This window comes from Kaustia mangrovi (genome assembly GCF_015482775.1).
In the GTDB taxonomy this organism is placed as follows: Bacteria; Pseudomonadota; Alphaproteobacteria; order Rhizobiales; family Im1; genus Kaustia; species Kaustia mangrovi.
The window spans coordinates 2,054,892-2,079,394 of sequence record NZ_CP058214.1 but is presented as its reverse complement, the minus strand read 5'-3'; the positions used below and the strand labels follow the sequence as shown (position 1 = coordinate 2,079,394).

Annotated in this window: 24 protein-coding genes; 6 read left to right on the top strand and 18 right to left on the bottom strand. The window is 68.5% G+C overall.

Annotated features, from left to right (window positions below; genetic code table 11):
* Positions 1 to 13: 13 nt before the first annotated feature.
* Entirely contained in the window at positions 14 to 868 is an 855-nt protein-coding gene (locus HW532_RS09710) for an acyl-CoA thioesterase (protein WP_213164175.1), read from the bottom strand.
* A 342-nt stretch (positions 869 to 1,210) separates the two neighbouring features.
* Between HW532_RS09710 and HW532_RS09705 the strand changes: the two genes are divergently transcribed.
* Positions 1,211 to 2,185: a 3-hydroxyacyl-CoA dehydrogenase family protein gene (locus HW532_RS09705; protein ID WP_246479806.1), complete on the top strand. Its 975-nt coding sequence runs from the start codon at positions 1,211 to 1,213 to the stop codon at positions 2,183 to 2,185.
* Between the two features lie 117 nt (positions 2,186 to 2,302).
* Entirely contained in the window at positions 2,303 to 3,730 is a 1,428-nt protein-coding gene (locus HW532_RS09700; protein ID WP_246479798.1) for an FAD-binding oxidoreductase, read from the top strand.
* Between the two features lie 25 nt (positions 3,731 to 3,755).
* Here HW532_RS09700 and HW532_RS09695 read toward each other — a convergent pair whose 3' ends face one another.
* Positions 3,756 to 4,562, bottom strand: a complete 807-nt coding sequence (locus tag HW532_RS09695; protein ID WP_213164173.1) for an IclR family transcriptional regulator — start codon at positions 4,560 to 4,562, stop codon at positions 3,756 to 3,758.
* A gap of 326 nt (positions 4,563 to 4,888) precedes the next feature.
* On the opposite strand from HW532_RS09695, the gene HW532_RS09690 reads away from it, so the two are divergent.
* From HW532_RS09690 to HW532_RS09675, 4 genes are all read left to right on the top strand, one after another.
* The gene (locus HW532_RS09690) at positions 4,889 to 5,557 is read left to right on the top strand and encodes an RraA family protein (RefSeq protein ID WP_213164172.1); all 669 of its coding nucleotides are present in this window, start codon (positions 4,889 to 4,891) and stop codon (positions 5,555 to 5,557) included.
* 30 nt (positions 5,558 to 5,587) lie between these two features.
* Entirely contained in the window at positions 5,588 to 6,628 is a 1,041-nt protein-coding gene (locus tag HW532_RS09685) for a TRAP transporter substrate-binding protein (protein WP_213164171.1), read from the top strand.
* A gap of 75 nt (positions 6,629 to 6,703) precedes the next feature.
* Positions 6,704 to 7,204 carry a TRAP transporter small permease gene (locus HW532_RS09680; protein WP_213164170.1) on the top strand — a complete coding sequence of 167 codons (501 nt, stop codon included), beginning with the start codon at positions 6,704 to 6,706 and terminating at the stop codon, positions 7,202 to 7,204.
* Positions 7,201 to 8,487 carry a TRAP transporter large permease gene (locus tag HW532_RS09675; RefSeq protein ID WP_213164169.1) on the top strand — a complete coding sequence of 429 codons (1,287 nt, stop codon included), beginning with the start codon at positions 7,201 to 7,203 and terminating at the stop codon, positions 8,485 to 8,487. The genes HW532_RS09680 and HW532_RS09675 overlap by 4 nt, the downstream gene beginning before the upstream one ends.
* 28 nt (positions 8,488 to 8,515) lie before the next feature.
* Here the strand turns inward: HW532_RS09675 and HW532_RS09670 are convergent, their stop codons facing one another.
* The 16 genes from HW532_RS09670 to HW532_RS09595 all read right to left on the bottom strand — a co-directional run bounded on the left by HW532_RS09670 (position 8,516) and on the right by HW532_RS09595 (position 24,503).
* Positions 8,516 to 9,421, bottom strand: coding sequence for a LysR family transcriptional regulator (locus HW532_RS09670; RefSeq protein WP_213164168.1), 906 nt, complete (start codon positions 9,419 to 9,421; stop codon positions 8,516 to 8,518).
* Positions 9,422 to 9,439: 18 nt separating this feature from the next.
* Positions 9,440 to 10,252 carry a sulfite exporter TauE/SafE family protein gene (locus HW532_RS09665; protein ID WP_213164167.1) on the bottom strand — a complete coding sequence of 271 codons (813 nt, stop codon included), beginning with the start codon at positions 10,250 to 10,252 and terminating at the stop codon, positions 9,440 to 9,442.
* Between the two features lie 70 nt (positions 10,253 to 10,322).
* Complete coding sequence (locus HW532_RS09660) at positions 10,323 to 11,843, bottom strand: tripartite tricarboxylate transporter permease (protein WP_213164166.1); 1,521 nt, start codon at positions 11,841 to 11,843, stop codon at positions 10,323 to 10,325.
* Positions 11,840 to 12,343, bottom strand: a complete 504-nt coding sequence (locus HW532_RS09655; RefSeq protein ID WP_213164165.1) for a tripartite tricarboxylate transporter TctB family protein — start codon at positions 12,341 to 12,343, stop codon at positions 11,840 to 11,842. Before HW532_RS09655 ends, HW532_RS09660 begins: the two co-directional genes overlap by 4 nt.
* 82 nt (positions 12,344 to 12,425) lie before the next feature.
* A complete protein-coding gene (locus tag HW532_RS09650) occupies positions 12,426 to 13,403 on the bottom strand; it encodes a Bug family tripartite tricarboxylate transporter substrate binding protein (RefSeq protein ID WP_213164164.1) in 978 nt (325 codons plus the stop codon).
* A gap of 84 nt (positions 13,404 to 13,487) precedes the next feature.
* Positions 13,488 to 14,168 carry a fumarate hydratase C-terminal domain-containing protein gene (locus HW532_RS09645; RefSeq protein WP_213164163.1) on the bottom strand — a complete coding sequence of 227 codons (681 nt, stop codon included), beginning with the start codon at positions 14,166 to 14,168 and terminating at the stop codon, positions 13,488 to 13,490.
* Positions 14,129 to 15,094, bottom strand: a complete 966-nt coding sequence (locus tag HW532_RS09640; RefSeq protein ID WP_213164162.1) for a fumarate hydratase — start codon at positions 15,092 to 15,094, stop codon at positions 14,129 to 14,131. The genes HW532_RS09645 and HW532_RS09640 overlap by 40 nt, the downstream gene beginning before the upstream one ends.
* Before the next feature lie 20 nt (positions 15,095 to 15,114).
* Positions 15,115 to 16,851 carry an L-aspartate oxidase gene (locus HW532_RS09635; protein WP_213164161.1) on the bottom strand — a complete coding sequence of 579 codons (1,737 nt, stop codon included), beginning with the start codon at positions 16,849 to 16,851 and terminating at the stop codon, positions 15,115 to 15,117.
* Positions 16,841 to 17,206, bottom strand: a complete 366-nt coding sequence (gene sdhC, locus HW532_RS09630) for a succinate dehydrogenase, cytochrome b556 subunit (protein ID WP_213164160.1) — start codon at positions 17,204 to 17,206, stop codon at positions 16,841 to 16,843. Before sdhC ends, HW532_RS09635 begins: the two co-directional genes overlap by 11 nt.
* A complete protein-coding gene (locus HW532_RS09625; protein ID WP_246479796.1) occupies positions 17,203 to 17,541 on the bottom strand; it encodes a succinate dehydrogenase/fumarate reductase transmembrane subunit in 339 nt (112 codons plus the stop codon). Before HW532_RS09625 ends, sdhC begins: the two co-directional genes overlap by 4 nt.
* Entirely contained in the window at positions 17,538 to 18,317 is a 780-nt protein-coding gene (locus HW532_RS09620; RefSeq protein WP_246479794.1) for a succinate dehydrogenase/fumarate reductase iron-sulfur subunit, read from the bottom strand. Before HW532_RS09620 ends, HW532_RS09625 begins: the two co-directional genes overlap by 4 nt.
* Before the next feature lie 12 nt (positions 18,318 to 18,329).
* Complete coding sequence (locus HW532_RS09615) at positions 18,330 to 19,982, bottom strand: thiamine pyrophosphate-binding protein (protein ID WP_246479792.1); 1,653 nt, start codon at positions 19,980 to 19,982, stop codon at positions 18,330 to 18,332.
* A gap of 234 nt (positions 19,983 to 20,216) precedes the next feature.
* Positions 20,217 to 21,371: an iron-containing alcohol dehydrogenase gene (locus HW532_RS09610; RefSeq protein ID WP_213164159.1), complete on the bottom strand. Its 1,155-nt coding sequence runs from the start codon at positions 21,369 to 21,371 to the stop codon at positions 20,217 to 20,219.
* Positions 21,368 to 22,789 (bottom strand): amidase, encoded by a 1,422-nt coding sequence (locus HW532_RS09605; protein ID WP_213164158.1) that lies wholly within the window; start codon positions 22,787 to 22,789, stop codon positions 21,368 to 21,370. Before HW532_RS09605 ends, HW532_RS09610 begins: the two co-directional genes overlap by 4 nt.
* A gap of 5 nt (positions 22,790 to 22,794) precedes the next feature.
* Positions 22,795 to 23,631, bottom strand: coding sequence for an ABC transporter permease (locus tag HW532_RS09600; protein ID WP_213164157.1), 837 nt, complete (start codon positions 23,629 to 23,631; stop codon positions 22,795 to 22,797).
* Entirely contained in the window at positions 23,628 to 24,503 is an 876-nt protein-coding gene (locus HW532_RS09595; RefSeq protein ID WP_213164156.1) for an ABC transporter permease, read from the bottom strand. The genes HW532_RS09600 and HW532_RS09595 overlap by 4 nt, the downstream gene beginning before the upstream one ends.

The following is a 24,503-nucleotide window of genomic DNA, read 5'->3' as shown; positions in this document are numbered from 1 at the left end:
CCGTCCGGTGCGGTCAGCCTTCCGGCACGAGCCTCGCATTGCCCGTCAATTCCGGCGGGATCGTCACGGACCGGCGGGTGGCATGGTCGAGCAGAACGCCGACCACCCGGCCCGTGGCATGGAGCCGGCCGGTGACCGCATCCTCGATCTGATGGCCGAAATGAAGGGTCTTGGTGCCGAAGGACAGGCAGCCGGTCGTCTGTCTCAGAACGGTGCCGGGGCAGGGGTCGGCCAGGATGGCGAGCTTCAGCTCCAGTGCGACCCGGCCGAGGCCGCGTTCGCGCAGCGCCTCGGAGGTGGCGCCGATCAGCGACCAGCTCGACTGGCCGCCGCAGGCGAACGAGCCGACGATCCGTTCGGCCCGCAAATGCCCCGCATGGTCGAGATGCGACGGCTCGGCCACGGTGACGCAGGAGGTCAGGGCGCGCCCGTCCGCGACGAGCGCGGCGGCGTCTCCGAGCCGGCCCGCCGGCCCCTCGGGCAGGCCGCGCGGCAGGGCATGTCCGAACTCTTCGGCGGGCGCTGCCGCGAGATCGGCCGGCGCGTCGGGCAGGGGCTCCAGACTGGTGCTCGACAGGACGCCGTCCTCGCTGCGGATGAGCTCGTGGAGCAGGAAGACCGCGCCCTTGCCGTCGCGCACCGGCAGCGTGCGGACATGGCCCCTGTCGTCCAGCAGGAGCTCGCGGTGGAAGCGCGTATGCGCCCGGCGCAGTGCCGGGCTCTTCAGCCCGTGCAGCAGGCGGAAATGGTGGCCCGCCTCCCGGAAGCGCTGGTGAAAGAACTGGATATTCAGATGGTCGTTGGAATCGCACTCCCATTTCTGGACGACGGAGACATGCGTTTCCAGGAAATCCGGTGTCTTCGGCATGGTCCGCTCACCCCCGCGTCTCGTGGCGGAGCCGAAGACCCGGGACCGGGCGGCCCGCGCCAGCGGCGCGTTTCCTCTTCGCGATAGTCACTGTGTCCTCCATTGCGTTTCCTCTATTCCTCCATGGCAGGCCGCGACGGTCTTGCCGGCCATGCGGCGCCTCCCATTCGGTCGCGCGTTTCGGTAGGATGTGCGGACAGTACGCCCGGCCGGACGGTATCCTTCCGGACATCATTTGGAAATCGGTCTTAGCAGATTCCGGCGCGCCTTGCCGGCCGCACGGAGCGCCAAGGGAGGGAGCGGGCGGCGTCCGGCATCCCGCATTGAGGAAAGGGAGAGCACATGACAGGTGAGGAGAACGGTCTGGCAATCGACCGGGTGGCCATTCTGGGAGCGGGGACGATGGGTCACGCGCTGGCGCTGGTCCATGCGCTGGCCGGCTGCGAGGTGCGGCTGTTCGATGTCGACCGGGCGGTGCTTGACGGCGCGCGCGAGCTGATCGACGGGGCGCTGCGGACCCTGATCGAGGATGGCGGGGAGACGACCGATCCCGGCGCGATCCATGGCCGTATCCATCTCACCCCCGATCTTGCGGAGACCGTCGGCGACGCCGATCTCGTCATCGAGGCGATCATCGAGGATGCGGACGCCAAGCGCGTGCTGTTCGAAAAGCTCGATGCCCTCGCGCCCGACGGCGCCATCTTCGCGAGCAACACCTCCTATCTCGACGTCTTTCCGCTGATGCCCGAGGCGCGGGCCGGGACCTCGGTGGTCACGCACTGGTACACACCGCCCTATCTCATCGATCTTGTCGACCTCGTTCCAGGGCCCGGATGCCGCCCGGGACTGATCGAGGGGCTGGCCGATTTCTACCGGCGGGCGGGGAAGGCGCCGCTCGTCTTCGCGCAGATGGTGCCGGGCTATGTGGCCAACCGCCTCCAGGCCGCGCTCAATCTGGAAATCCTGCGCATCGTGGAGGAAGGCTGGGCGAGCCCGCGCGACGTCGATTTCGCCATCCGCCATGGGCTTGCCGAGCGGCTGCTCGTCATGGGGCACATGCGCAAGATGGACTTCACCGGGCTCGACATGGTCCGCCGAGGGCTTGCCGCCGGCAGCTACCGTCCGCCCGTGCCGACGGGAAAGAGCCCCGTGATCGAGGCGGAGATCGCCCGTGGCCGGATCGGCGTGCGGGCCGGTGCGGGGTTCTACGATTATGGCGATGCGAGCCCCGAGGCGCTCTTCCGGGCGCGCGACCGCAAGCTTCTCGCATTGCGCCGCTTCCTGAAGGAACAGTCGGACTGGGACGATATGGGCTGAGCCGCGCGTTTGTTCCATCCCGCGAAAACGGCGTTTCTTTACACCGGCGGGCGGCCTTGGTTTGCTTTGCCTGCCGCGGGCAATTCCGCATGCGGCGAGAGATGAGGACCGATGCCGATGACGCGTGCGCCGACTGCCTTTGAGACCCTGATCGGCGGGCTCGACCCGGCAGTGCTTCCCGCCTCGCCGCCGGGGACAGATCCGCGCTATTGCCGCGACTGGTCGGGCGATTATGCGGGCGCCCCGGCAACGGTCCTGCGGCCGGGAACCGCCGCGGAGGCCGCCGGGATCGTCCGCCGCTGCGCCGAGCTCGGCCTGTCGGTCGTCCCTCATGGCGGTCATACCGGCCTGGTTGGCGGGGCGACGCCCTCCATGGCGGGCGACGAGGTGGTGGTGAGCCTTGAGCGGATGACCCGCGTCCGGGCACTCGACCCGCAGAATTTCAGCATGGTCGTGGAGGCCGGCTGCATCCTCGAACAGGTGCAGGAGGCCGCGCGGGAGGCCGACCTCTATTTCCCGCTGGCGCTCGGCGCGCAGGGAAGCTGCCAGATCGGCGGCAACGCCTCCACCAATGCGGGCGGCCTCAATGTGCTGCGCTACGGCATGATGCGCGACCTCGTTCTGGGGCTGGAGGGCGTGCTGCCCGACGGGCGGATCTGGGACGGGCTGAAGGTCTTGCGCAAGAACAATGTCGGCTACGACCTGAAGCAGCTCTTCGTCGGTGCGGAAGGCACGCTCGGCCTTGTCACCGCCGTCGCCCTGAAGCTCTTCCCGCGGCCGACGCAGGTGGAGACCGCGCTGGTCGCCGTCGATAGCGTCGCCGCCGCCATGGCGCTCTACGCCACCGCGCGGCGCGGGCTCAGCGATCTCCTGTCGGCCTTCGAGCTGATCCCGCAAAGGGGCATCGCGCTCGCCCTGGACGTCATGCCGGGGCTGCGCGCGCCATTCGCGACGGACGCGCCGGCCTATGTGCTGATGGAGGCCTCGGCCTGCGGGGCGGTCGACCTGAAGGGGCTCTTCGAGGGCTTTCTGGGCGAGATGCTGGAGACGGGGCGCATCGCCGATGGCGCGCTCGCGGCGAGCTCGGCACAGGCGGCCGATTTCTGGCGCATGCGCGAGGGCATGATCGAGGCGCAGGCCCGCCATGGCCGCCATCTGCGCACCGATATCTCCGTGCCGATCTCGGCCATCCCCGATTTCATCGCGGAGACGGACCGGCGGCTCGGCGCGCTCACGCCGGGCTCGGAGCTGCTCGCCTATGGCCATGTGGGCGACGGCAATATCCACTACAACGTCCTGCCGCCCAGGGACCTCGACGAGGCGGAGACCGTGGCGCTGATCCGCCAGTGCGAGGAGGAGATCTTCGCCGTGACGGACAGCTTTTCGGGCTCGATCAGCGCCGAGCACGGGATCGGACTGTCGAAGCGTGCGGCCTTCCTCGACCGCATCTCGCCTCTTCACCGCGACATGCTGGAGCGGATCAAGACGGCCTTCGACCCTGCCGGAACGATGAATCCGGGCCGTATCCTGCCGAAATCCGGGTGACGTCCGGGCCCGGAAGGGGCGGGGCTCAGTCGGAGAGCGGGCCGTGATAGTCCGCGACGGGCACGAGGAGCGCGTGCGAGATCCCGCGGGCGGCCTCCTTGAGCGCCTCGATGGCCTCCTGGCGCAGGTCGCCGGTGAACCGCCGTTCGGGGGCCGACAGGCTGAGCGCTGCGAGCGGTTCGTCGCGATCGCACAATATGGGCACGCCGATGCATACGGCGTCCTCCTCGTTCTCGCCGATATCGAGTGCGTGGCCGTCGCGCCTGACCGTCTCCAGTTCGAGGCGCAGCCGGTCCGCCTCCGTGATCGTCCGGTAGGTGCGCTCCTGCAATGCGCCGGCGAGCTCCGCCTCGCGCGCCTGCGGTGCCATGAAGGCGAGGAACGCCTTGCCGAGCGCGGTCGAATGCAGCGGATGGCGGCTGCCGATGCGGGCTTCCATGCGCAATGTGCGGCGCGATTCGACGATGTCGATATAGACGATCCGGTGATCGGAGAGGATGGCGAGATTGATGGTCTCGTTGAAGCGCGCGCTCAGCCCCTTCATGAAGGGCAGCGCGCTCTCGCGCAGGCGCTGCATGCTCCGGTCGGTGCGCGCGAGGTTGCGGAACCGCATGCCGACGCGATAGCGGTCATGGTCGAGATCGTAGTCGAGGAAATCGGAGGCGGCGAGAGTCTGCAGATAGCGGAATGCCGTCGTCTTGGGAATGTCGAGCGCGGTGGCGACCTCGGTCAGCGAGATGTCGTGGCCCTGTTCGCCGACGAAGCTCAGGACCTTCAGCGCCCGATAGACGGGCCCCACGACGTACTGGTTGGCATTCGGTGCTGCCGTCATGCTCTGCTCTCCCTCCCGGTCCCCGGCGGCGGTCTCGTCGCCTGCCTGTCACCATTGTTCCATGCTGTGAAACCCCGGTTCCTTTACAAGGAAAACCGGTTCTGGTGTCCTGAATCAAGAAATTAATCAAGATCAGGCGATCTTCCTGGCGGTTTTTCTGGAGGGTTTGGCGGATTTTCCGCCAATGGTCCCGCTTGTTCGGAATTTTCCAGTTGAGATCGTTCGGATCGAAAGAACAAGTTGCCGATAATCTGACCCCCCGTGCCGCCGGGAGCAGCCGGCCGGACCGGGCAACGGAACCACATGTGAAACGGGATAGGGCGGGCATGGCCAGCACTGCGTTCGATTTCGAGACCCTGAAGACAATCCTCTATAGCTCGGTCATTTCTGATGTTCTGGACGGGCTGGGCTACCGCGACCAGGCAATGCTGCCCTTCATGCGCCCGCTCGACGACGATCACGTCCTGTTCGGCCGGGCGCGGACCGGATTGTTCATGAACACTTACGCGGTGGCGGAGGGCGAGAACCCCTACGAGGTCGAGATCGCGCTGATCGACGATCTCGGGACGGACGACATCGTGGTCCTGGGGTGCGGCGGTCCGACCACGCGGATCGCGCCGTGGGGCGAGCTGCTCACCACGGCGGCGCTCGCCCGCGGCGCCACGGGCTGCGTGACCGACGGCCTCGTGCGCGACGTGCGGCAGGTGCGCGCGCTCGATTTCCCGGTCGTCCATGGCGGCATCGGACCGCTCGATTCCAAGGGGCGCGGCAAGATGATGGCCCGCGACATCCCCATCGAATGCGGCGGCGCGCGTGTCGAGCCGGGCGACCTGATCTTCGCGGATGTGGATGGCGTGGTGGTCATCCCGTCGGACGTCGCGGAGGAGGCGGTGAGCGCCGCGCGCGCGAAGATCGAGGGCGAGGACAAGACGCGCGAGGAGCTCCGGCGCGGACTGACACTGGGGGAAGTCTACGAGAAGTACGGCGTCCTGTGACGCGATCACTGATCGAGGAGGGAGACAACGATGACGACATTCGGGAGAAGCATCTTCATTGCCGGCGTGCTGGCACTCGGCATCGCACTGCCGGGAGCGGGCGCCCAGGCCGCGGACTTCACCATCCGGGCAAGCCATGGCGAGGCGGCCGACAGCGCGCTGCACAAGGGCTGGCAGGTCTTCGAGGCCTATGTGGAGGGCGCGAGCGCCGGCCGCATCGACGTCGAGATCTCGCCGGCGGGCCAGCTCGGCTCGATGGTGGACGCGCTGGAGCAGACCAAGGTGGGCGCGATCCAGGTGGCCCATGGCGACGAGCAGACGCTCTCGCGTTTCTACAAGCCCATGATGATCCTCGCCACGCCCTATCTGTTCGGTAACGATCAGGAGGGGATGGCCTTCGTCTCGGGCGACTTCTTCATGAAGGTCCGCGAGGAGATGGCGGCCGAATCGGGCCTGCGGCTCCTGTCGGCGGCATCCTACGGGTTCCGCAACTTCACCAATAACAAGCACCCGATCAAGTCGGCCGCGGACATGGAGGGCCTGCGCATGCGCGTGCCGCCGAGCCCGATGTCGCTGGAGATGGTGAAGGCGATGGGCGGCTCGCCGACGCCGGTCCCGTGGGAGGAGCTCTATGGCGCCATGCAGACGGGCGTCGTGGACGGCCAGGAGAACCCGACAGGCGTGATCCTCGACTATTCCTTCTACCAGGTTCAGAAGTACCTCATTGTCGACAACCACCAGCTCGGCCTCAACACGATGGTCATGAACGAGGCCTTCTTCCAGAGCCTGCCGGTGGAGTTGCGCGAGGTCGTCATGACCGGGGCGCAGATGGCGGCCGAGACGGAATATGGCGAGCGCAACTATCAGGCGCGGGTGAGCGCCATCGATGCGCTGCGCGAGAAGGGCATGGAGATCCATTTCCCCTCGCCGGACGAGGTCGCGACCTTCCGCGACGCCGTGAAGGAGCCGATCCGCGCCTATCTCGAAAGCGAGCTCGACGCGGATTTCGTGGCGGCCGTCTATGACGAGATAGACCGCATGAGAGAGGCGTCGAAGGCTGCGGTACAGTAGGTCTTCCGGACCGCCAACGCGACGGCATCCCCGGGCCTGTCCGCCCGGGATGCCCCATCCGGAGACACCGCACCCATGAAACGCATTCTCTCATGCCTCGACCGGGCGGTCGACGCGGTGCTGATCTCGGCGCTCGCCGTCATCATCGCCGTCATGGTCCTTCAGGTGGCGATGCGGTATTTCTTCCATGCCGCATTGCCCTGGCCGGAGGAGCTGGCGCAGTTCCTCCTCGTCGCCCTGTCGCTGCTTGGAACCTACCGGGCGGTCGGCGCCAATCTGCATGTCGCCGTCGATGCCATTCCGCGCCGCTGGCACGGGCGGACATTGCGAGCCCTCCAGGCTGCGGGGCTCGTTGCGGCGGGCCTGTTCCTCGGCTATATCGCCTGGGGCGGCTGGCATCTGGCCATGAGCGCATGGACCCAGCCCTCCACGGCGCTGCGCCTGCCCATGGCGCTGCCCTATCTGGTCATTCCCCTGTCCTGCGGCCTGTGCGCCGCCGCGCTCCTGGCGAAGGCGTGGTCCCGGCTTGCGGGCGACGACGAGGCCGAGGGCGCGGACGGGGAGGCCCGGTCATGAGCGCCGTCGCGCTTGGGGCGCTGCTCGTCTTTCTGCTCGCCGTCCGCGTGCCCATTGCCTTCGGCATCGGGATTGTCGCCTTTGCGGGGTTGTGGATGGCGGGGCTCGGCAATCCGGCCATCGCGGCGCAGCGCATCTTCGCAGGCATGAACAGCTATGCCCTGCTCGCGCTGCCGCTGTTCATCGTGGCCGGCAACATCCTGGTCGCGGGCGGCGTGATCCAGCGGCTGGTCGAGTTCGCCGATGTCGTCGTGGGCCGGGTGCGCGGCGGCCTTGCCCATGTCAACGTCATGGCGAACCTCATGATGTCGGGCGTCTCGGGGTCCGCGACGGCGGATACCGCCGCGCTCGGCGCGGTCATGGTGCCGATGATGCGGGCGCGCGGCTATACGGTCGATTTCGCCGCCGCGCTTACCATATCGGGCGCGATCATGGCCCCGATCCTGCCGCCGAGCCTGATCATGGTGATCTACGCCATTCCGACCAGGCTCTCCATCGGCGCGATGTTCATGGCGGGCATCCTTCCCGCATTGCTGATCGCGGCGCTCCTCGTCCTCTATGTCGCCTTTGCGTGCCGCAACCATCCCAAGGTCGTCCGCGAGGCGGGACAGGACGCGGGCCTGCTGCGCACCTTGGTGGGCGCGATCCCGGTGCTCCTGTCGCCGGTCATCGTCGTTGGCGGCGTGCGCGGCGGGCTGTTCACCGCGACCGAGGCGGCGGCGGTGCTGGCCTTCTATGCGCTGCTGCTGACGGGCGTCTTCTACCGCACCCTGTCGGCGGCCTCGCTCGTCCGGGTCCTGCGGGAAAGCGCGCTCACCACGGCGACGATCATGATCATCGTGGCGACCTCGAGCTTCTTCGCGTGGTTCCTCGCCATCGAGAACGTTCCCAACGCCGCGCGCGACCTGTTCCTGGCCATCGCGCAGGACAAGGTGCAGTTCCTGCTGATCATCAATGTGTTCCTGCTGGTCGTCGGCTGCCTCGTCGACACGGTGCCGGCCATCCTGATCTTCGTGCCGATCCTCCAGCCGGCGGCGGTCGAGTTCGGTGTCGATCCGATCCATTTCGCGATCATCGTGATCGTCAATCTGATGGTCGGGCTCAATACGCCGCCGATCGGCACGAACCTGTTCGTGATCTCGCGGATCGCCGACCGGTCGATGGGGGCCGTCTCCCGGGCGCTTCTGCCGTTCTTCCTGGTGAAGCTCGCCGCGCTGGCCATCATCACCTATGTGCCCATGCTCTCGCTCTGGCTTCCGGACATCTCCGGCATGCTGGACTGAGGCGGGCACGCCGTGCCGGCCGGCGCGGTCAGCCGTCGCCGTTCCCGCCTGCGGGCGCGGCGGAATACAGGTTGGCCTCGCCGAGCAGGGCGTCGAACAGCTTGTCGGCAAAGCGCCGGCGCGGATTGTTCTTCAGAGTCAGCAGGCCGAGGCGGCGCGTGGCGGCGGGGGCGCCGAACTCGTAGACCTTGACGGCCTCGGGCAGGGCGATGGGGCCGTGCCGTTCGGGCACGATGGACACGCCGAGCCCGGAGGCGACAAGCGAAATCACGCCTTCCAGCGTGTCGACCTCCATTTGCGAGGTCACCGTGAAGCCGAGTTCGCGCAGCTTGGCCTCCACCTGGTTGGCGACGCGCGCCATGGGGCTGAAGCGCACATAGGGGTTCTGCTCCAGGATCTCGCGGAAGCTTTCACCCCGGGCCGTCTCGTGGGCGATCAGGACGAGCCGCTCCTCGCAGAAGACGCGGAATTCGGCATCGGGGATCAGCGTATCCGGCTCGGTGACCACGGCGACGTCGATGCGCCCGCCGCGCACCCCGGCCTCCAGCTCGTGGGTAAGGCCGGTAATGAGCCGGATGCTCAGCTCCGGTGCCGTCTCGCGCAGCGCGATGAGGGCCGAGGGCAGCAGGCCGGACACGGCGGTGTGGACGGCGCCGATCTTCAGCAGGCCGCTGTCGGCGGAGCGCTTCAGGCTCTCGCTGAGCTGCTCCCAGCTCACGATGACGTCGCGGGCGCGCTCGACGAAGTCGCGGCCCTCGGGGGTGAGGACCGGCGGCCGGCGCGTGCGGTCGAACAGGGCGAGCCCGACATCCTCCTCCAGGGCGCGCATCTGGATGCTGACGCTGGAGACCGACAGCCCGCGCGCGGCGGCGGCTTCCGCGAAGCTGCCATGGTCGGCGACCGAAATCAGCGTGTAGAGCGTTTTGACATCCATGGCCTGACGATCACCGGATCACGGGAGAAATCCCTCGATTCCCCTCAAAACCAGATTAACACCGAGAATGCAAAGCCCAGCGAGCACGAGCGTCCGGAACCGCTCCGCATGGGCGCGTGCGCCGATCCGGTGGCCGACCGCCATGGCGGCCAGCGTCGGCGCCACGCACCACAGCGCGACAAGGAAGCGCGGAAGCGTGATCATGCCCGCCGCCCAGAAGGAGGCGGAGACCAGGATGCCGGTCAGGATGAAGAGCAGGCCGAGGGCGGACAGGAAGAACTCGCGGTCCGCCTTGAGCCCGACGAGATACATGATGAAGACCGGGCCGTTCGTGGTGGTCAGCGCGCCGATGACGCCGGCGAGCGTGCCGACGCCGAAGCCGATCCCCTTCTCGCGCGCCTTCGGGATCGAGATCGTCGGATTGATCGCGGTGAGCGCGGTGAAGGCGATGACGAACAGGCCGAGGAACAGGACGAGAAGGTCGTTGTCGACGGAGGTGACGAATGTCGCGCCCACCGCCACGCCGAGCGCCACGCCGGCCAGCACGAAGCGCAGCCGCGAGACCGTGTGGCGGATCGACGTCGCATGGAGGATCTGGCGGATGTTCACCAGCGGCAGGACGACGGCGTTGATCGCAAGCGCCTCCTCCACGGAGATGACGAGCGGCAGCACCGACATGGTTGCGAGCGGCAGCCCGAAGCCCACCGTGCCCTTGAACAGGCCGCCCATGAGGAAGATGGCGGTGATTACCGCGATGTCGGCGACGGAATAGTCCGCCAGGAGAGACGTCAGCACGGCCTGGGCCCGGTTGTTGGGGAGGATCTCCGGCACCGCTGCGGACAGGGTGTCCGCCGGCCGGGGCGGTCATGTCTCCAGGACCCGCCCCGGATCGGGGTGCCGGTCATCCTCGTTGGACTGTCTTCCCGGTTCTTTGCACCGGCGGGACGGGGGTGTTCAAGGCCCCCTTGACGATCAGGGCCACAGAAATCGCGGTCAGTGCCCAGAAGAACCACGTGATCGGGCTGCGCACGAAGATCTCCGGCGAGCCGCCGGACATGACCAGCGACTGGCGGAAATTGTTCTCCAGCAGCGGGCCGAGGATGAAACCGATCAGGAACGGGGCGGGTGGAATCCTCGTCAGCATCATCGCATAGCCGAGCGCGCCCGTCGCGAACATCACGGCGATATCGAAGACGGAGTTGTTCACCGCATAGACGCCGTAGACGCAGAGCACCAGAACGCCGGGCAGGAGCAGCGATTTCGGAACATCGGCGATGTAGCGGAAGGCGCGGATGGCGGCCCCGCCGATGGCGAACAGCAGGAAGGAGCTCAGGATCAGGCCGACGAAGAGCGCATAGACGATGTCGGCATTGGTGGCGAACATCATCGGGCCCGGTTGCAGGCCGTGGATCATGAAGGCGCCGATGATGATGGCCGTGATCACGTCGCCCGGCACGCCGAGCGCCAGAAGCGGGATCAGGGTCGCGCCGGCCACACCGTTGTTGCCGGCCTCCGCCGCGGCGACGCCCTCGATCTCCCCCTTGCCGAACGTTTCGCGCTTGGGCGAGGTGCGCCGCGCCTCGGCATAGGAGAGGAAGGCGGACGGCGCCGCCCCGATGCCGGGGATGGAGCCGAGCACGACGCCAATCAGGCTGCCGCGGAAGATGGTCTTCAGGCAGCGGCGCACCTCCGCGAGCGTCACGCTGCGGGCGCCGAGGGACTGCACCTTGGCGGCGAGCGCACGCGGCTGGCGCACGAAGGCGAAGATCTCCGGCAGGGCGAACAGGCCGATGAGGACGGCGATGAAGTTGAGGCCGCCCATCAGGTCCGACGATCCGAAGGTGAAGCGGTTCGTGCCATAGATGAGGTCGAGCCCGACGGTCGCGAGCAGGAGCCCCAGAATGGCGCTGACCGTGCCTTTCAGCATGCTGTCGCCGGAGACGCCGGCGATGATGGTCAGCGAGAACAGGATCAGCGTGAAGAACTCCGGTGGCCCGAAGCTGAGTGCGAAGGAGGCGAGCCAGCCGGCGAAGAACAGCAGGGCGAGATTGGAGACGAAGTCGGCGATGCAGGAGGCATAGAGCGCCATGCCGAGCGCCTTGCCGGCCTCGCCGCGCTCGGCCATGGGGTAGCCGTCGAGCGAGGTCGCCGAGGAGGCCGGCGTGCCGGGCGTGCGGATGAGGATGGCGGGGATGGACCCGCCGAAGATCCCGCCCTTGTACACGCCGAGCAGCATGAGGATGCCGAAGATCGGATCCAGCGAGAAGGTGAAGGGCAGGGCGATCGCGACCGCCATGGTCGCCGACATGCCCGGAATGGCGCCGGCGATCACGCCGATGGCGATGCCGAGGGCGAGGAACAGGAGGCTTTCCCACTGGGCGACGAGCGCGAGCCCCATGGAGAGCTGGTCGAGGAAGCTCATGGCAGCCTCACGATCTGGCCCTGCGGGATGGCGACGCCCGCGACGTGGTTGAAGAACCCGTAGAGGGCGAGCGGCAGGACGAAGGCGCAGACGAGGCCGAGGACCGGATGCGGCGCGCGGGTGATCGCGATCAGCGCGGCGAAGGCGAGCGCGGAGGTCCAGACCATGCCGAGGAGCGGGATGGCCAGGAAATAGACCACGAGCAGGAGGGCGAAGGCGGCAATGCGCCCGGTGCTGTCGGTGGCGAAACCGTCTCCGGATTCGGTCTCGGGTGAGGCCGCCTCCTCCCCGTCTGGCAGCATCCAGGCGCGGCAGGTCATGACGGCGCCCGAAAGGGCGAGCAGCCAGCCGAGAATGGTCGGCCAGAAGGTCGGGGAGAGGAACAGCGAGCGGGCGCTTTTCGGGGAGACGATCCCGTAGGGGATGGCGATGGCCAGCAGAAGGCCGGCGAGGCCCATTACGAGAAGGCCGAGGAAAAGCTCATGCGTGCGTGTCGACATGGCGTCCGGTCCGGTGATGCGGCGTTGGGGTGGCGGAGGGCGCGGCCTGGGGACAATCCCCCGCGGCCGCGCCCGTCCGTGTTCACTCGACGCGCATGCCCAGATCGTCGACGAGCTTGCGGAACACCTCGTACTGGCCCTTGACGAAGGCCACCGAGTCCTCCGGCGACATCAGCCGCACCTGCGAGCCCGCCTTGGCCATGAAGGACTGGAACTTCTCGTCCTCGACGGCCTTTGCGAGCCACTCGCCCCAGACGGCTGCGGCCTCGTCGGACAGGTCGTCCGGGCCGGCGATGCCGGTCCAGCCGACGAGCTGTTCGAGCTCGGGATGGCCGAGCGAGGTCGCGGTCGGCGCGTCGAAGCCCTCGAGCGGCTCCGCCGTCGTGACCAGGATCGGCTTGAGCTGGCCATTGGCAATGAAGCTCGCCAGCGCGGAGGAATTGGTGCACACGAAGGTCGCGTTGCCGGCGAGGACGGCGGTCGCGGCCTGGCCGCCGCCATTCATGGGCAGGTGCACGGCCTGGGTGAGCGGATCCTCGATGCCGAAGGATTTGAGCACCATGGCGGCCGCGATATGGAGCAGGGTGCCGACGCCGGAGGAGCTGTAGGTCACCGTGCCGGGCTCAGCCTCGATCCGGGCGACGAGATCGTCCATGGAGGCGATGTCCGACTGGGCGTTGACCGCGCAGACGACCGGGTTGATCTCGTAGACGCCGACGAAGCGGAAATCGTCGAGCGTGTAGGGCAGGGTGGCCTTCATGGCCGGGTTCACCGTATGCGAGCCGACCCGGGCGGCGAGCAGCGTATAGCCGTCGCCGTCGGCCTTCGCGACAGAGACCGAACCGGTCGCGCCGCCCGCGCCCGTCCGGTTGACGAGCAGGATCGGCTCGTCGACGACCGGCGAGAGCGCGTTGGCGAGCGCGCGGGCCGAAAGGTCGGTCGCGCCGCCCGCCCCATAGGGGATGACGAGCTGGATCGCCTGCTCGGGATATTCGGCCCGGACAGGCAGGACGGCGGCCATCAGCGCGCCGACGACCGCTCCCATGCGAAGTAGTTTCATGTCTGTTTCCTCCCTCTGTTCAAAGCGTTTTTCGTTGTGGCGGGCTTGATCGCCTTCTTCTTGTCTTGCCGGCCCGCGCGACGATCACATCACCTCTTTCTTGCGATCGTCGGTTTCGCCGTAGCGGTGAAGCGCCGGCGGTTTCAGTCCGTCATAGAGCGCGGAGAGGCGCCGGTTGACGGCCTCTCCGTGCTGGGCGAAGAGCGAGTTGCCCTCAAGGTCGCTGTCGACGATGAAGGGGCCGAAGCGCTCCACCTCGAACAGCCACATGGCCTGTGCGATGCCGAGCTCGTCGAGCCAGAAGACATCGCGCACCGACTTGATGCCGCGGCCGAGCAGCGCGCCCGTGCCGTAGCCGACCGTGGTGAGATAGACGGCGCTATGGGGCACGAGGACGGACTTGTAGTCGTCGCTCGCCATGCCGCCCTTGCCGATGACGATGCGGGTGCCGGTCCGGTCGAGCCAGTCCGACATCCATTTGGAGAAGCGGAAGCTCGCCGTCGCCGTCACGCCGCCGATGCGGTAGGTGCCGTCGCCGTCGAGCGCGGCGGCGGGCGAGCAGTGGAAGTTGACGTTGCTGATGGAGGAGAGGTCGGCCGGCAGCGGCTCGCCGTCCTCCAGGATGCGTTTGTAGACCCCTTCGCGCGCCGTATAGACGATGCCGTCGAGGAAGACGACGGAGCCGAGCTCCAGCCTGGCGATATCGTCCGGCGTGGCCGGAAGGCTCAGCCGGAATTGCTTAAGGGTTCCGCTGGCGTCTGCCATTCGACGGTCTCCCTGCGAAGATAGGGGGTGAACCATTGGGGATCGGTGCGGTAGGCGACCGTCCCGTCGGCGTGGATGCGCGCGGTGGCGCGCCGCGAGCTGAGGCAGAAGGTGTGCACGCTCATGGGCATGCCGCCCGTATGGGTGTGGCCGACCTCGATATGGCAGTCCACGACCATGGACGAACCGATGAAGCCCATCGCGCCCATGCCGATATCGTTGCCGAGCGCCTTCAGCTCCAGCTCCAGCTCGGTGATCTTCGGGTCGGGATTGCGGTCGCCCACCGTGCGCAGGCAGGCGGCCTGCTTGCCGAGCTGCATGCAGGTGTCCTTCGATCCGCCGAGCCCGACGCCGACAATGGCCGGCTGGCAGGCGAGCCCACGCTTGCCGAAGGCGACGAGCGTGTCGAGATAGAAGCGCTTGATGCCGTCGATCCCGTCGCCGGGAAACAGCATGCGGTAGTCGGTGCCGAACAGGCCGCCCTTGTGCACGGTGGTGATGTCGATCCAGTCGGCGCCGGGCTCGAAGCTCCACTCGATCTCCGGCGCGTTGATGCCGACATTGTTGTTGTTGTCGGTGCGCCAGAGCGGGTGGACGCGGTTCGGCCTGAGCGGGACGTCATGGGTCGCGCGCGCCGTCGCGCAACGCAGCGCGCGCTCGATGCCGACGAACCCCTTCTCCGCCGCCGCCTCGTTGCCGACCTTGACGTAATAGCGCGGCAGCCCCGTATCGGCGCACATCGGCCGGCGGTCCTCGGTGGCCGCCTCCCAGTTCTCCACCATGGACTGCAGGACGAAGGCGGAAAGGTCGCCCTTCTCGAGGTCGATCATCCCCTTGATGCCGGACAGATAGTCCTCGGGGATATCGATGGCGGCCTTCTCCATGACCCTGTAGGCCGCCTCCTCTATGGTGCTGTTGGCTATCATGGTCCTCGTATGTCCCTGCCTTATGCGGCGACCGTCCCGTCGTCGCTCACGAGCGTCTCGCCGGGGCGCACGACGTCGAAGGAGACGGGAACCATGTCGAGCGCCAGCTGGTCTCCGGCCATGGAGACCTGGGTGTAGCGCGTGGTCTCGAGCGGTCCCGTCTCGGGGAAGTCCTCGCGGAAATGCGCGCCGCGGCTGTCCTCGCGGGCGAGCGCGGCGGCCGCGATGGTTTTCGAGACCGCGATCAGGCTCTCCAGATTGAGCCAGTCGTGCCAGGTGAGGTTGAAGGCGCGCTCGCCGTCGGCCAGTCCCGTCCGGAGAAGCTCGCCTGCGTGGTCGGCGAGCCTTGCCTGGCCGCGGGCGATGCCTTCAGCGGTGCGCATGACGCCGACATCGTCCCACATTGTGTGCGACAGGCGCTCGCGCAGGTCGAACAGGTCGCCGGCCTTCAGTGCGAAGGGGCGTTCGGCCCGGGCGATGCCGGCGTCGATCGCGGTCTCGTCCGGGTCGCGCAGCGGTGCGCCGGCGGCGATGAAGGCGGCCATGCTGTCGCCGGCGATGCCGCCGAAGACGGTGGAGTTGGCGACCCCGTTGCCGCCGAGCCTGTTGGCCCCGTGCACGCCACCGCAATCCTCGCCCGCCGCGAACAGGCCCGGGGAGGCGGTCGATCCGTCGATCCCGAACTCGATGCCGCCCATGAGGTAATGCGCGGTGGGCACGACCTCCACGAGGCCGCCGGCAAGATCGAAGCCGCTGTCGGCGCAGCGCTTGACCATGCCCGGAAAGGTTTTGGCCACGTGGTCGGGCCCCAGATGGCTCATCTTGATGTAGACGCCGTCCATCGGGCTCGTGCGGCCGGCGCGCATCTCCGCATAGATCGCGCGGGAGACCACGTCACGCGTGGCGCGCTCGCCGCGCGGATCGTAGCGGTCCATGAAGCGCTCGCCGTCGCCATTGAGGAGATGGCCGCCGGCGCCGCGAAGCCCCTCCTCCAGAACGGTGCCGGTCATGCGGGTCTTCGGGCCGCCGAGCAGGCCCGTCGGGTGGAACTGCACCATCTCCATGTCGCGCAGCTTCAGCCCGTAGCGCAGCGCCATGGCGAGCCCGTCGCAGGTCTTGTCGCCGGAGGGTGTGTGGTAGAGATACATGGTCGGCCCGGCGCCCGTGGCGAGCATCACCGCGCGGGCCTGGACGAGGCGGTAGGTGCCCTCGCGCATGTCGATCAGGAGCACGCCCGCAATGCCGCTGCCGTCGCGCGCGGGGACGAGCTCGATGGCGCGGTGCTCCTCGAGCTTGTGCACGCCGCGCTGCCAGACCTGCTCCATCAGCCGGTTGATGATCTCGATGCCGGTCAGGTCGGACTTGTGAACCGTGCGGTCGAAGGTCTGGCCGGCGAAGGCCTTCTGGTGGAGCGAGCCGTCGGGGTTGCGGTCGAAGAAGCAGCCGACCTCGTTCTCCAGCTCCCGGATGCGCTCCACCGCGCCCTCGCAGAGCCGCCAGGCGAGATCCTGGCGCGGCAGCCACTTGCCGCCGTGGATCGTGTCCATGAAATGGCGCTCCACGGAATCGCCCGGCGCCAGCGCCACATTGTAGCCGCCCTGGACCATGCGAGTGCAGCCGCATTTGCCGACGAGGCCCTTGACCGCGAGCGTGACGTCGAGATCGGGATTGGCCTGCTTGGCGTGAAGAGCGGCAAACAGCCCCGCGCCGCCCGTGCCGAGGATCAGGATATCGGTCGTCGTGCGCTCAACCTGCATCGAACCCGAACGCTCCCATCAGAAAGATCAGCCCGACCGCCACGGCGCCGCCCGCGCCCCAGCCGATCCAGCCGGTGCGCAGATCGTCGTCGCGCCGCCATGGCAGAAGCTCCAGGGCGAGCAGCCTCACCCCGAAGAAGAGATGGACGGAAAGGAGCACCACGAGCCCCCATTCGGCCGCCTTGACGAGCGGCATGTCCGCATAGGCGAGGAAGCCGTCGAAGGCCTCGCGCCCCTCGAGCGCCAGACCCAGCGCGAGGAAATGCAGCGGCAGGAAGATTGCGAGCGCGAGGCCGGACAGCCGGTGCCCGACAAAGGCGACGTAGCTTGCGTGATGCCGTGGCGCCGATCTCATGCCGCCCACCCCGAGATCGCGATGACCGCGCGGATGCCGAGGCCGGCGAGCGCGAGGCCGAAGACGAGGCAGAGCCCGTCGACGAGGCGCGGCGAAAGGCCCGTCCATTCGCGCAGGATGTTGCGCAGGCCGATCGGCGCATGGATCGCGGCGGCCGCCACGAAGAGGAGATAGAAGAGCGGCCAGAGCGCGCTGGCGCCGGTGCGCGCAAGGATTTCCTGTGCCGTCAGCCCGCCGCGCACCGCATAGACGATGACGGCGAGATGGATCAGGACCATGGGCGCGAGCACCATGGCGGTGATCCGCTGAAGGGCGAACAGGCGCGCTTCGGTCACGGTGCCCTCCGGTTCAGCAGGTCGAGGAGGCTCATGCGCTTGAGGCCCGCGATGGAGCGTGTCGGGCTGATGCCGATGGGGCAGTGGGTCGTGCAGTTGCCCTGGGCGTGGCACGAGCTGCAGCCGCCCTGTGCCGTCGCCTTGTCGAGCGTGCCGCGCCGGTCGGCGTGGCGTTCGTCGTTGACGAGTGTCCAGGCGCGGTTGAGGGCTGCCGGGCCGACATAGTCGTCGGTCCACGACACCACGTCGCAGGCCGCATAGCAGACCCCGCAATTGATGCATTCGATGCCGGCATCGGCGTGTCTGCGCGTCTTGCTCGCCGGGTCGACCGGGATCGGCGGGTCGTGCCGCGTGGCGGTGCCCTCGAAGCGGCCGCCGGCCCTGTGCCACTTGTCGAAGAAGGCCGACATGTCGCAGGCGAGATCCTTGATCGGCGGCATGTTGCGCAAGGGTTCGATGGTGATCTCGCCGTTCTCCACCACGCGCTTCACATGGGTCCGGCAGGTCCAGCGCGGGCGGCCGTTGACCGTCATGGCGCAGGAGCCGCACACGCCCACGCGACAGGCGAAGCGGTAGGCGAGCGCGGGTTCGTGATAGCGCTGGATCTCGGACACGACGTCGAGCACCGTCTGGTTCTCGCGATGCGGCACCTCATAGGTGACGAAACGGCCCCGGCGGTCGCCGCGCCAGACGCGCGCCCGGATCGTCGCCTCGTCGTGGGGCGTCTCCGTCCGGGGGGCGGCCTCGGGAGCCATGTCGCGGGGTGTGTCGTCCATCGTCGGCAATCCTCAATGCGCGCTGGCGGCAGGTTTGCCGGTGCGCGTGAACAGCGGTGCGGGTGCGCCCTCGATCCCGACATTGACGCAGGCCGGGACGGCCGCCGTCGCGGCATCGGCGAGCGCGTCGGGAAGAGCCGCGGCATCGGTGACGAGCGTACCCTCGCAGCCGAGCGCCCGGGCGACGGCGTCGTAGCGGGCATCGGCGGTGAGCTCGCAGCCGATCAGGCGGTCGGCGCCATAGTCGCGAAGCTGGATCTGGTATTCGGCGTTCCAGCGGCTGTCATTGCCGATCAGCGCGATGAAGGGCGCGTCCTCGCGCAGCGCCGTCTCGAACTCGGCCAGGTGGAAGCCCACCGTGCCGTCGCCCATCATGGCGACGACGGTCGCGCCGGGGCGCGCGATCTTCGCCGCGATCGCGTAGCAGAGCCCGGATCCGATGGCGCCCGACATGCCGTTGACGATGCGCGTGCCGGCGGTGCAATAGCCTTGCGCCCATTGCCCGAACTCCCCGCCGTCGCAGACGAGGACGGCGTCTTGCGCCGCGTCGAGCACGCGCTGGACGGCCCGGCAGACGGCGACGGGATGGATGGCCGCGCCCGAGGCCGGCTCGTCGCCGCGCCATGCAAGGCTCCGGGCGACCGTTTCGGCCCAGTCGGCCCGTGCGGCGAGCGGTGTGCCCGCGGCGAGCGTTTCCGCCGCGGCGCGGGTGTCGGTGCAGGCGGCAAGCACGATCCGCTCGCCGGCCAGCCGCCATGCGCGATCGAGCGCGTCCGTCTCCGGGTCGATCACGACGAGTTTCGCGTCTTCGGCGAGCGCCGCGCCGCCGAGGAACCCGGTGGTGAAATCGGGCGTCTTGCCGAGCAGCACCACGAGATCGGCCCTGGAAAGCTCTTCGGCGAAGGCGCCGAGTGCCGGATCGCGCAGGCCGCGCGGGCTTTCCATGGGGACGACCGGTGCGGCGAGCCGCTGCGACAGTCTCGTGGCGAGGTCGCCGGCGCGGCTTGGGGACAGGGACGGGCCGGCGAGCACGACCGGCCGCCGGGCCTCCGCGACGAGGGTCGCGATCCGGTCCGCCATGCCGGGGTCCAGGGGCTGGCGCTGCGGCACGAAATCCCCCGCACCGGGCAGGACGGCGGAGCCCGTCTGCGCACACAGCACGTCGAAGGCCAGCGCCATATGGACCGGGCCGGGCCGGCCGGCGCGTGCCGCGCGTATGGCGCTCGCCGCTTCCAAGCCGAGATCGCGGGCGCGAAGCGGCCTCAGGGCGCGTTTCGCCAGCGGGCCGGAGATCGTCGTCTGGGCCAGTTCCTGGAAGGCGCCCATGCCGTCCTGGGCGACGGGGGAATCGCCGCTCAGCAGGAGGACGGGGCTTTCCGACAGGCGTGCGGAATAGAGCGGGGACAACGCGTTGAGGAAGCCGGGGGCGGCCGTGACGAGGGCGACGCCGACCTCTCCGGTGAGCTGGGCATAGGCGTCCGCCATGGCGACGGCCGCCGCCTCGTGGCGCACATGGACGATCCGCAGCCCCGCGTCGATGCAGGCATCGTAGACGGGCATGATCTGGTTGCCCGACAGGCTGAAGATCGTGCGCACCCCGGCCCTTGCGAGGGTCTCGGTCAGAAGCTGCGCACCGGTCCCCGATCTCTGGATTTCGCGTTCCACCCTGCTGCGCTCTCTTGCATGACGCCGTTGGGGGAACGATCCGTTTAGATTTGTTATTTGTCAAATAAAAAAATTATTGATTTATATTTCTTGAAGTTAATGTGGCAACACCCGTGGCCAAACGCAAGCCGCGCGGTGACGTGCACCGGAGCGGCCCGGCGCCGGCGGTATCGTCGCATGTCGGACAGGAAGGGCGCGCCTTCGCTATGGCCCGCGCGCCCGCAAATCCGTGCCTCACCGGGCAGCGGACAGGATGGACAGGGCGGCCGCCCTGTCGAAGGGCACGGGGTTGCCCGTCGCGCTGGGGTCTTCCACTGCCATGTCCGCGATACTGGCGGGATCCTCGACGGTCACGCCGATCGCGCCGAGCGTGTCGGGGATGTCGAGCGAGCGGCGCAGGGCGACCACCCAGTCGAGAACGGCCTGCGGCTCGTCGCCGAGGCCGATGCGGGGAGCGAGGCCCGCCATGCGGCCGGCGATGGCCGGCCAGTTGTGGCGCAGCACATGCGGGAGCAGGACGGCGTTCAGGAGCCCGTGATGGGCGTCGTAGACAGCGCCCAGCGGATGGGACAGCGCATGGACGCCGCCGAGCCCCTTCTGGAGCGCGATGCAGGCCATGCCCGAGGCCGCCAGCATGTCGGCCCGCGCGGCCATGTCGGTGCCGTCGCGATAGGCGGCCGGCAGGGCGGTGGAAATCATGGCGAGCGCCTGCACGGCGAGGCCGTCCGCCATCGGGTGGTAGCCCGGCGCGGAGAAGGCCTCGAGCGCATGGCTGAGCGCATCCATGCCGGTTGCCGCGGTGAGCCCCGCCGGCAGGCCCACCGTCAGCGCCGGGTCCATGATCACCAGCCGGGGCAGCATATCGGGGTGGAACACGATAACCTTGCGATGCGTGTCGAGCCGGGTGATGACCGAGGCGCGGCCGAATTCGGACCCCGTGCCCGCCGTGGTGGGGATGGCGATCACGGGCGCGATGGCGTCGCGGCGCGCCTTGCGCCAGTTGTCGCCGATATCCTCGAAGGTCCAGATCGGGGCGTCCTGTCCGGCCATGAAGGCCACGGCCTTGCCGGCGTCGAGCGCGGAGCCGCCGCCAATGGCGATCACGCAGTCGTGCCGGCCCTCGCGAAAGGCCGCGACGCCGGCCTTCACATTGGCGTCCGTCGGATTGGGCTTCACGTCGCAGAAGAGTGCATGGGCGAGCCCCGCGCCGGACAGCGCGGCGGCGAGCGACGTCACCATGTCGTGGCCGGCAAGCCCCGTATCGGTCACGATGAGCGGAGCCTGCGCGCCGATCTCGGCGAGGGCGGAGGCGATCTCGTTCACGCGCCCTGCACCGAAGCGGACCGGTGTCGGAAAACCCCAATTGGCAGTCGGTGCATCCTCGGTCATGTCGGATCTCTCTCCCGGATTGTCTCGACTACGGCTTCCGGCGGGAAGCACGCCTCGACGGATTTCGCGATACCGAGCGCCACTGCGTCGCGGAAACGGGGTGCGACGATCTGGAGCCCGACGGGCAGGCCCTCCGACAGACCGATGGGCACGGAGACGGCGGGGCAGGCGCTGACGAGATTGAACGGGCAGGCGAGGTCGAGGCCGGCGAACCGGCCGTCGGGCGCGGTCGTCTCGAAATCCGCGTCGCTCATGGTGACCGGCGGTGCGGTGGTCGCGCAGGTCGGGCAGATCAGCGCGTCATAGTGCTCGAAGACCTCTGCGAGGTCGCGCCAGAGCCGCTCGCGCACGGCGCCGAGGCGGGCAAGCGCGACCGCGTCGCAGTCCCGTCCCGTTTCCATGAGAGCGACAAGGGCCGGGTCCATGCGGTCGCGATGGGTGTCGAGCGCGGAACCCCAGTTGGCCGCGAGCGCGACCGCCCATTGCATCAGCCAGGCATCGTTGATGTCCCGCGTCCAGCCGAGCGGCACCGGCTCCACGGTCATGCCGTGGCCGCGCAGGCGTTCCGCGGCCCGTTCGACCTGGCGGACGACGCCGGGATCCACCGCGTAATAGCCGAGATCGACGCTGAGCGCGATGCGCGTGCCGGGCGGTGCCGGGGGGACCGGACTTGCGGGTACGTCCGGGCGGCTTTGCGAGAAATAGTCGCCGGCGTCCGGCCCAGCCGTGGCCGCAAGGAACAGCGCGGCATCGTCGACGCAAGCCGCGAGCGGCCCGAAATGCGACATGAGGTCGGGGCCGCAGGGCAGGATGTCCATCGGGATCAGGCCGAGGCTCGGCTTGACCCCCACCACGCCGGACAGAGCGGCCGGAATGCGCACCGAGCCGCCCATGTCGGAGCCCTCGGCCAGCGGCACGCAGCCCGTCGCCACCGCAACCGCCGAGCCGCCCGACGAGCCGCCCGGGGTGCGCGCCGGATCGTGCGGGTTCCGCGTCACGCCCCAGCGCGGGCTCTGCGTGAAGCTCGAATAGGCGAACTCCGGCGTGGTCGTCCGGGCGACGAGGATGGCGCCGGCCCGTTTCAGGCGGGCAATGACGGCCGGGTCGCGGTCGGCCAGCCGGTCGTCGGTACTCCATGAGCCGCGGGTGCAGGCCAGGCCCGCCGTCGGCGTGAAGTCCTTGATCGCCACGGGCACGCCGGCAAGCGGCATGGCTCCGCCCCCGCCGGCGGCAAGCCGCTCCTCCACATGGCGGGCGGCGGCAAGCGCCCCCTCCCGGTCGATCGCCGTGAAGGCGTTGAGCGGCGCGATGGCCTCCGCGCGCTCCAGCGCCGTCTCGACCAGATCGCGGGGGTCGAGACGGCCGGCGCGGACGCCCGTCGCCATGTCGTGGGCGGTGAGGGGCGGCAGGCCCGTCATTGCGGCTACTCGCTCTTGACCGGTATCGCCCTGCGCGCTGCGGCGCGGCGCCTGAAGAAGTCGGCAAGGCCCAGCAGCAGAAGGGCCGGCAGGAAGGTCAGCGTGGCGAGCGCCGGATAGATCGGCGAGGAGCCGACGGCGATGCCGCTGAAGACGAAGGTCGGCAGCGTGCGCGCCGTGCCGGACAGGCTGTAGGTGATGTAGAAATTGCCCCAGGACAGCAGGAAGGAGAAGATCCCCGCGGAAACGACGCCCGGCCAGATCAGCGGCAGGGTGACCTCGCGGAATACCTCCCAGCCCGTCGCCCCGGCATCGCGGGCGGCATCCTCCAGCGTATCGTCGAAGCCGTGAACCTGCACCGCGATGATGATGAGGGCGAAGGGCGTGATGTAGACCACATGGCCGACGATCGCCGTCCACAGCGAGGGCGAGAAATCGAGCCAGGATCCGAGCACGGAGAACCACAGGAGCATCACCACGCCGAGAAGAAGCTGGGGAAAGAGCAGCGGCGCGAAGGTCAGCGCCTGGAATGCCCGCTGGAAGCGGAAGCGCCACCGTATCCACGCAATGGCGCCGCCAATGCCGAAGAGTGTCGCGAACACGGTGGAGACGAAGGCCAGAAGGGCGGAATTCGTGAGCGCGGGCCAGAAGTCCTTCGATGCGAACAACTCGCCATACCAGCGCAGCGAGAAGGAGGTGATCGGAAAGCTCAGGAACCGGCTCTCTGTGAAGGAGAACACGATGAGCGTCGCGATGGGGACGTAGAAGAACACGAGCACCGCCGCGACGGACCCGTAGAGCAGGATGTTGGCGAGATGGGTTTCCAGCCGGTGCATGCTCATCGCGTGGCCTCCCTGCGGCCGGACAGGCGCATGAGAACGAGCGCGGCGAGTCCCAGCGTGCCCGCGCCTATGGTGATGACGACCAGCGTCAGCGCCGCGCCGAGCGGCCAGTTCACCCGCGTCTCGAAGGACTGTCGGATGAGTTCGGCGGCCATCGGGGACGTTCCGCCGCCCATCACCTTCGGCTCCAGGAACACGCCGAGGCTCAGGACGAAGACGAGCACGCCGCCGGCGAAGATGCCTGGCCGGGCGAGCGGCAGCGTCACCTCCAGGAAGGTCCGTGTCTTCGAGGCCCCCGCATCGTAGGCCGCGAGCACGAGATCGCGGTCGATGCGCACAAGCGACAGGTAGATGGTGAAGATCGTGTAGGGCAGGAGGTTGTAGACCATGCCGAGAAGCGTCGCGCTCGGCGTGAAGAGGATATCGGTCGCCGCGGGGCCGAGGCCGACGGCGTCCAGAGCGCCGTTCAGCACGCCGCTGCGGTCGAGGAACAGCACCCAGCCGAAGGTCTTCAGCACGGCATCTGTCAGGAAGGCGAAGACGATCAGCACCGTGATGTGATGCTCGAGCGTGGAGACACGGTGGGCCATGGCATAGGCGACCGGCAGGCCGAGCGCGATGCACAGGGCGACGCAGGCTGCCGCCATCGTGATGGTCTGCGCCATGATCGACCAGTAGTGGACATGGGTGAAGACGTCGACCCAGGTGTCGAGATCCCATGTCCAGACCAGCCTGTAGTACCGCGTGCTCTGGAAGCTGAGCACGGCGGTGAGGCCGAGGGGCACCAGGAAGAACACCATCAGCACGGTCGTCAGCGGCAGGGTGGCGGCCTGGAGGCCGCGGTCGCGCCACGATCTGGGCTTCACCTCCAT

What these genes read in the sequence shown, in the direction of transcription:
- HW532_RS09710 (WP_213164175.1), bottom strand. Translation starts at nt 868, where the DNA reads ATGCCGAAGACACCGGATTTCCTGGAAACGCATGTCTCCGTCGTCCAG.
- HW532_RS09705 (WP_246479806.1), top strand. Translation starts at nt 1,211, where the DNA reads ATGACAGGTGAGGAGAACGGTCTGGCAATCGACCGGGTGGCCATTCTG.
- HW532_RS09700 (WP_246479798.1), top strand. Translation starts at nt 2,303, where the DNA reads ATGACGCGTGCGCCGACTGCCTTTGAGACCCTGATCGGCGGGCTCGAC.
- HW532_RS09695 (WP_213164173.1), bottom strand. Translation starts at nt 4,562, where the DNA reads ATGACGGCAGCACCGAATGCCAACCAGTACGTCGTGGGGCCCGTCTAT.
- HW532_RS09690 (WP_213164172.1), top strand. Translation starts at nt 4,889, where the DNA reads ATGGCCAGCACTGCGTTCGATTTCGAGACCCTGAAGACAATCCTCTAT.
- HW532_RS09685 (WP_213164171.1), top strand. Translation starts at nt 5,588, where the DNA reads ATGACGACATTCGGGAGAAGCATCTTCATTGCCGGCGTGCTGGCACTC.
- HW532_RS09680 (WP_213164170.1), top strand. Translation starts at nt 6,704, where the DNA reads ATGAAACGCATTCTCTCATGCCTCGACCGGGCGGTCGACGCGGTGCTG.
- HW532_RS09675 (WP_213164169.1), top strand. Translation starts at nt 7,201, where the DNA reads ATGAGCGCCGTCGCGCTTGGGGCGCTGCTCGTCTTTCTGCTCGCCGTC.
- HW532_RS09670 (WP_213164168.1), bottom strand. Translation starts at nt 9,421, where the DNA reads ATGGATGTCAAAACGCTCTACACGCTGATTTCGGTCGCCGACCATGGC.
- HW532_RS09660 (WP_213164166.1), bottom strand. Translation starts at nt 11,843, where the DNA reads ATGAGCTTCCTCGACCAGCTCTCCATGGGGCTCGCGCTCGTCGCCCAG.
- HW532_RS09655 (WP_213164165.1), bottom strand. Translation starts at nt 12,343, where the DNA reads ATGTCGACACGCACGCATGAGCTTTTCCTCGGCCTTCTCGTAATGGGC.
- HW532_RS09650 (WP_213164164.1), bottom strand. Translation starts at nt 13,403, where the DNA reads ATGAAACTACTTCGCATGGGAGCGGTCGTCGGCGCGCTGATGGCCGCC.
- HW532_RS09645 (WP_213164163.1), bottom strand. Translation starts at nt 14,168, where the DNA reads ATGGCAGACGCCAGCGGAACCCTTAAGCAATTCCGGCTGAGCCTTCCG.
- HW532_RS09640 (WP_213164162.1), bottom strand. Translation starts at nt 15,094, where the DNA reads ATGATAGCCAACAGCACCATAGAGGAGGCGGCCTACAGGGTCATGGAG.
- HW532_RS09635 (WP_213164161.1), bottom strand. Translation starts at nt 16,851, where the DNA reads ATGCAGGTTGAGCGCACGACGACCGATATCCTGATCCTCGGCACGGGC.
- sdhC (WP_213164160.1), bottom strand. Translation starts at nt 17,206, where the DNA reads ATGAGATCGGCGCCACGGCATCACGCAAGCTACGTCGCCTTTGTCGGG.
- HW532_RS09620 (WP_246479794.1), bottom strand. Translation starts at nt 18,317, where the DNA reads ATGGACGACACACCCCGCGACATGGCTCCCGAGGCCGCCCCCCGGACG.
- HW532_RS09610 (WP_213164159.1), bottom strand. Translation starts at nt 21,371, where the DNA reads ATGACCGAGGATGCACCGACTGCCAATTGGGGTTTTCCGACACCGGTC.
- HW532_RS09605 (WP_213164158.1), bottom strand. Translation starts at nt 22,789, where the DNA reads ATGACGGGCCTGCCGCCCCTCACCGCCCACGACATGGCGACGGGCGTC.
- HW532_RS09600 (WP_213164157.1), bottom strand. Translation starts at nt 23,631, where the DNA reads ATGAGCATGCACCGGCTGGAAACCCATCTCGCCAACATCCTGCTCTAC.
- HW532_RS09595 (WP_213164156.1), bottom strand. Translation starts at nt 24,503, where the DNA reads ATGGAGGTGAAGCCCAGATCGTGGCGCGACCGCGGCCTCCAGGCCGCC.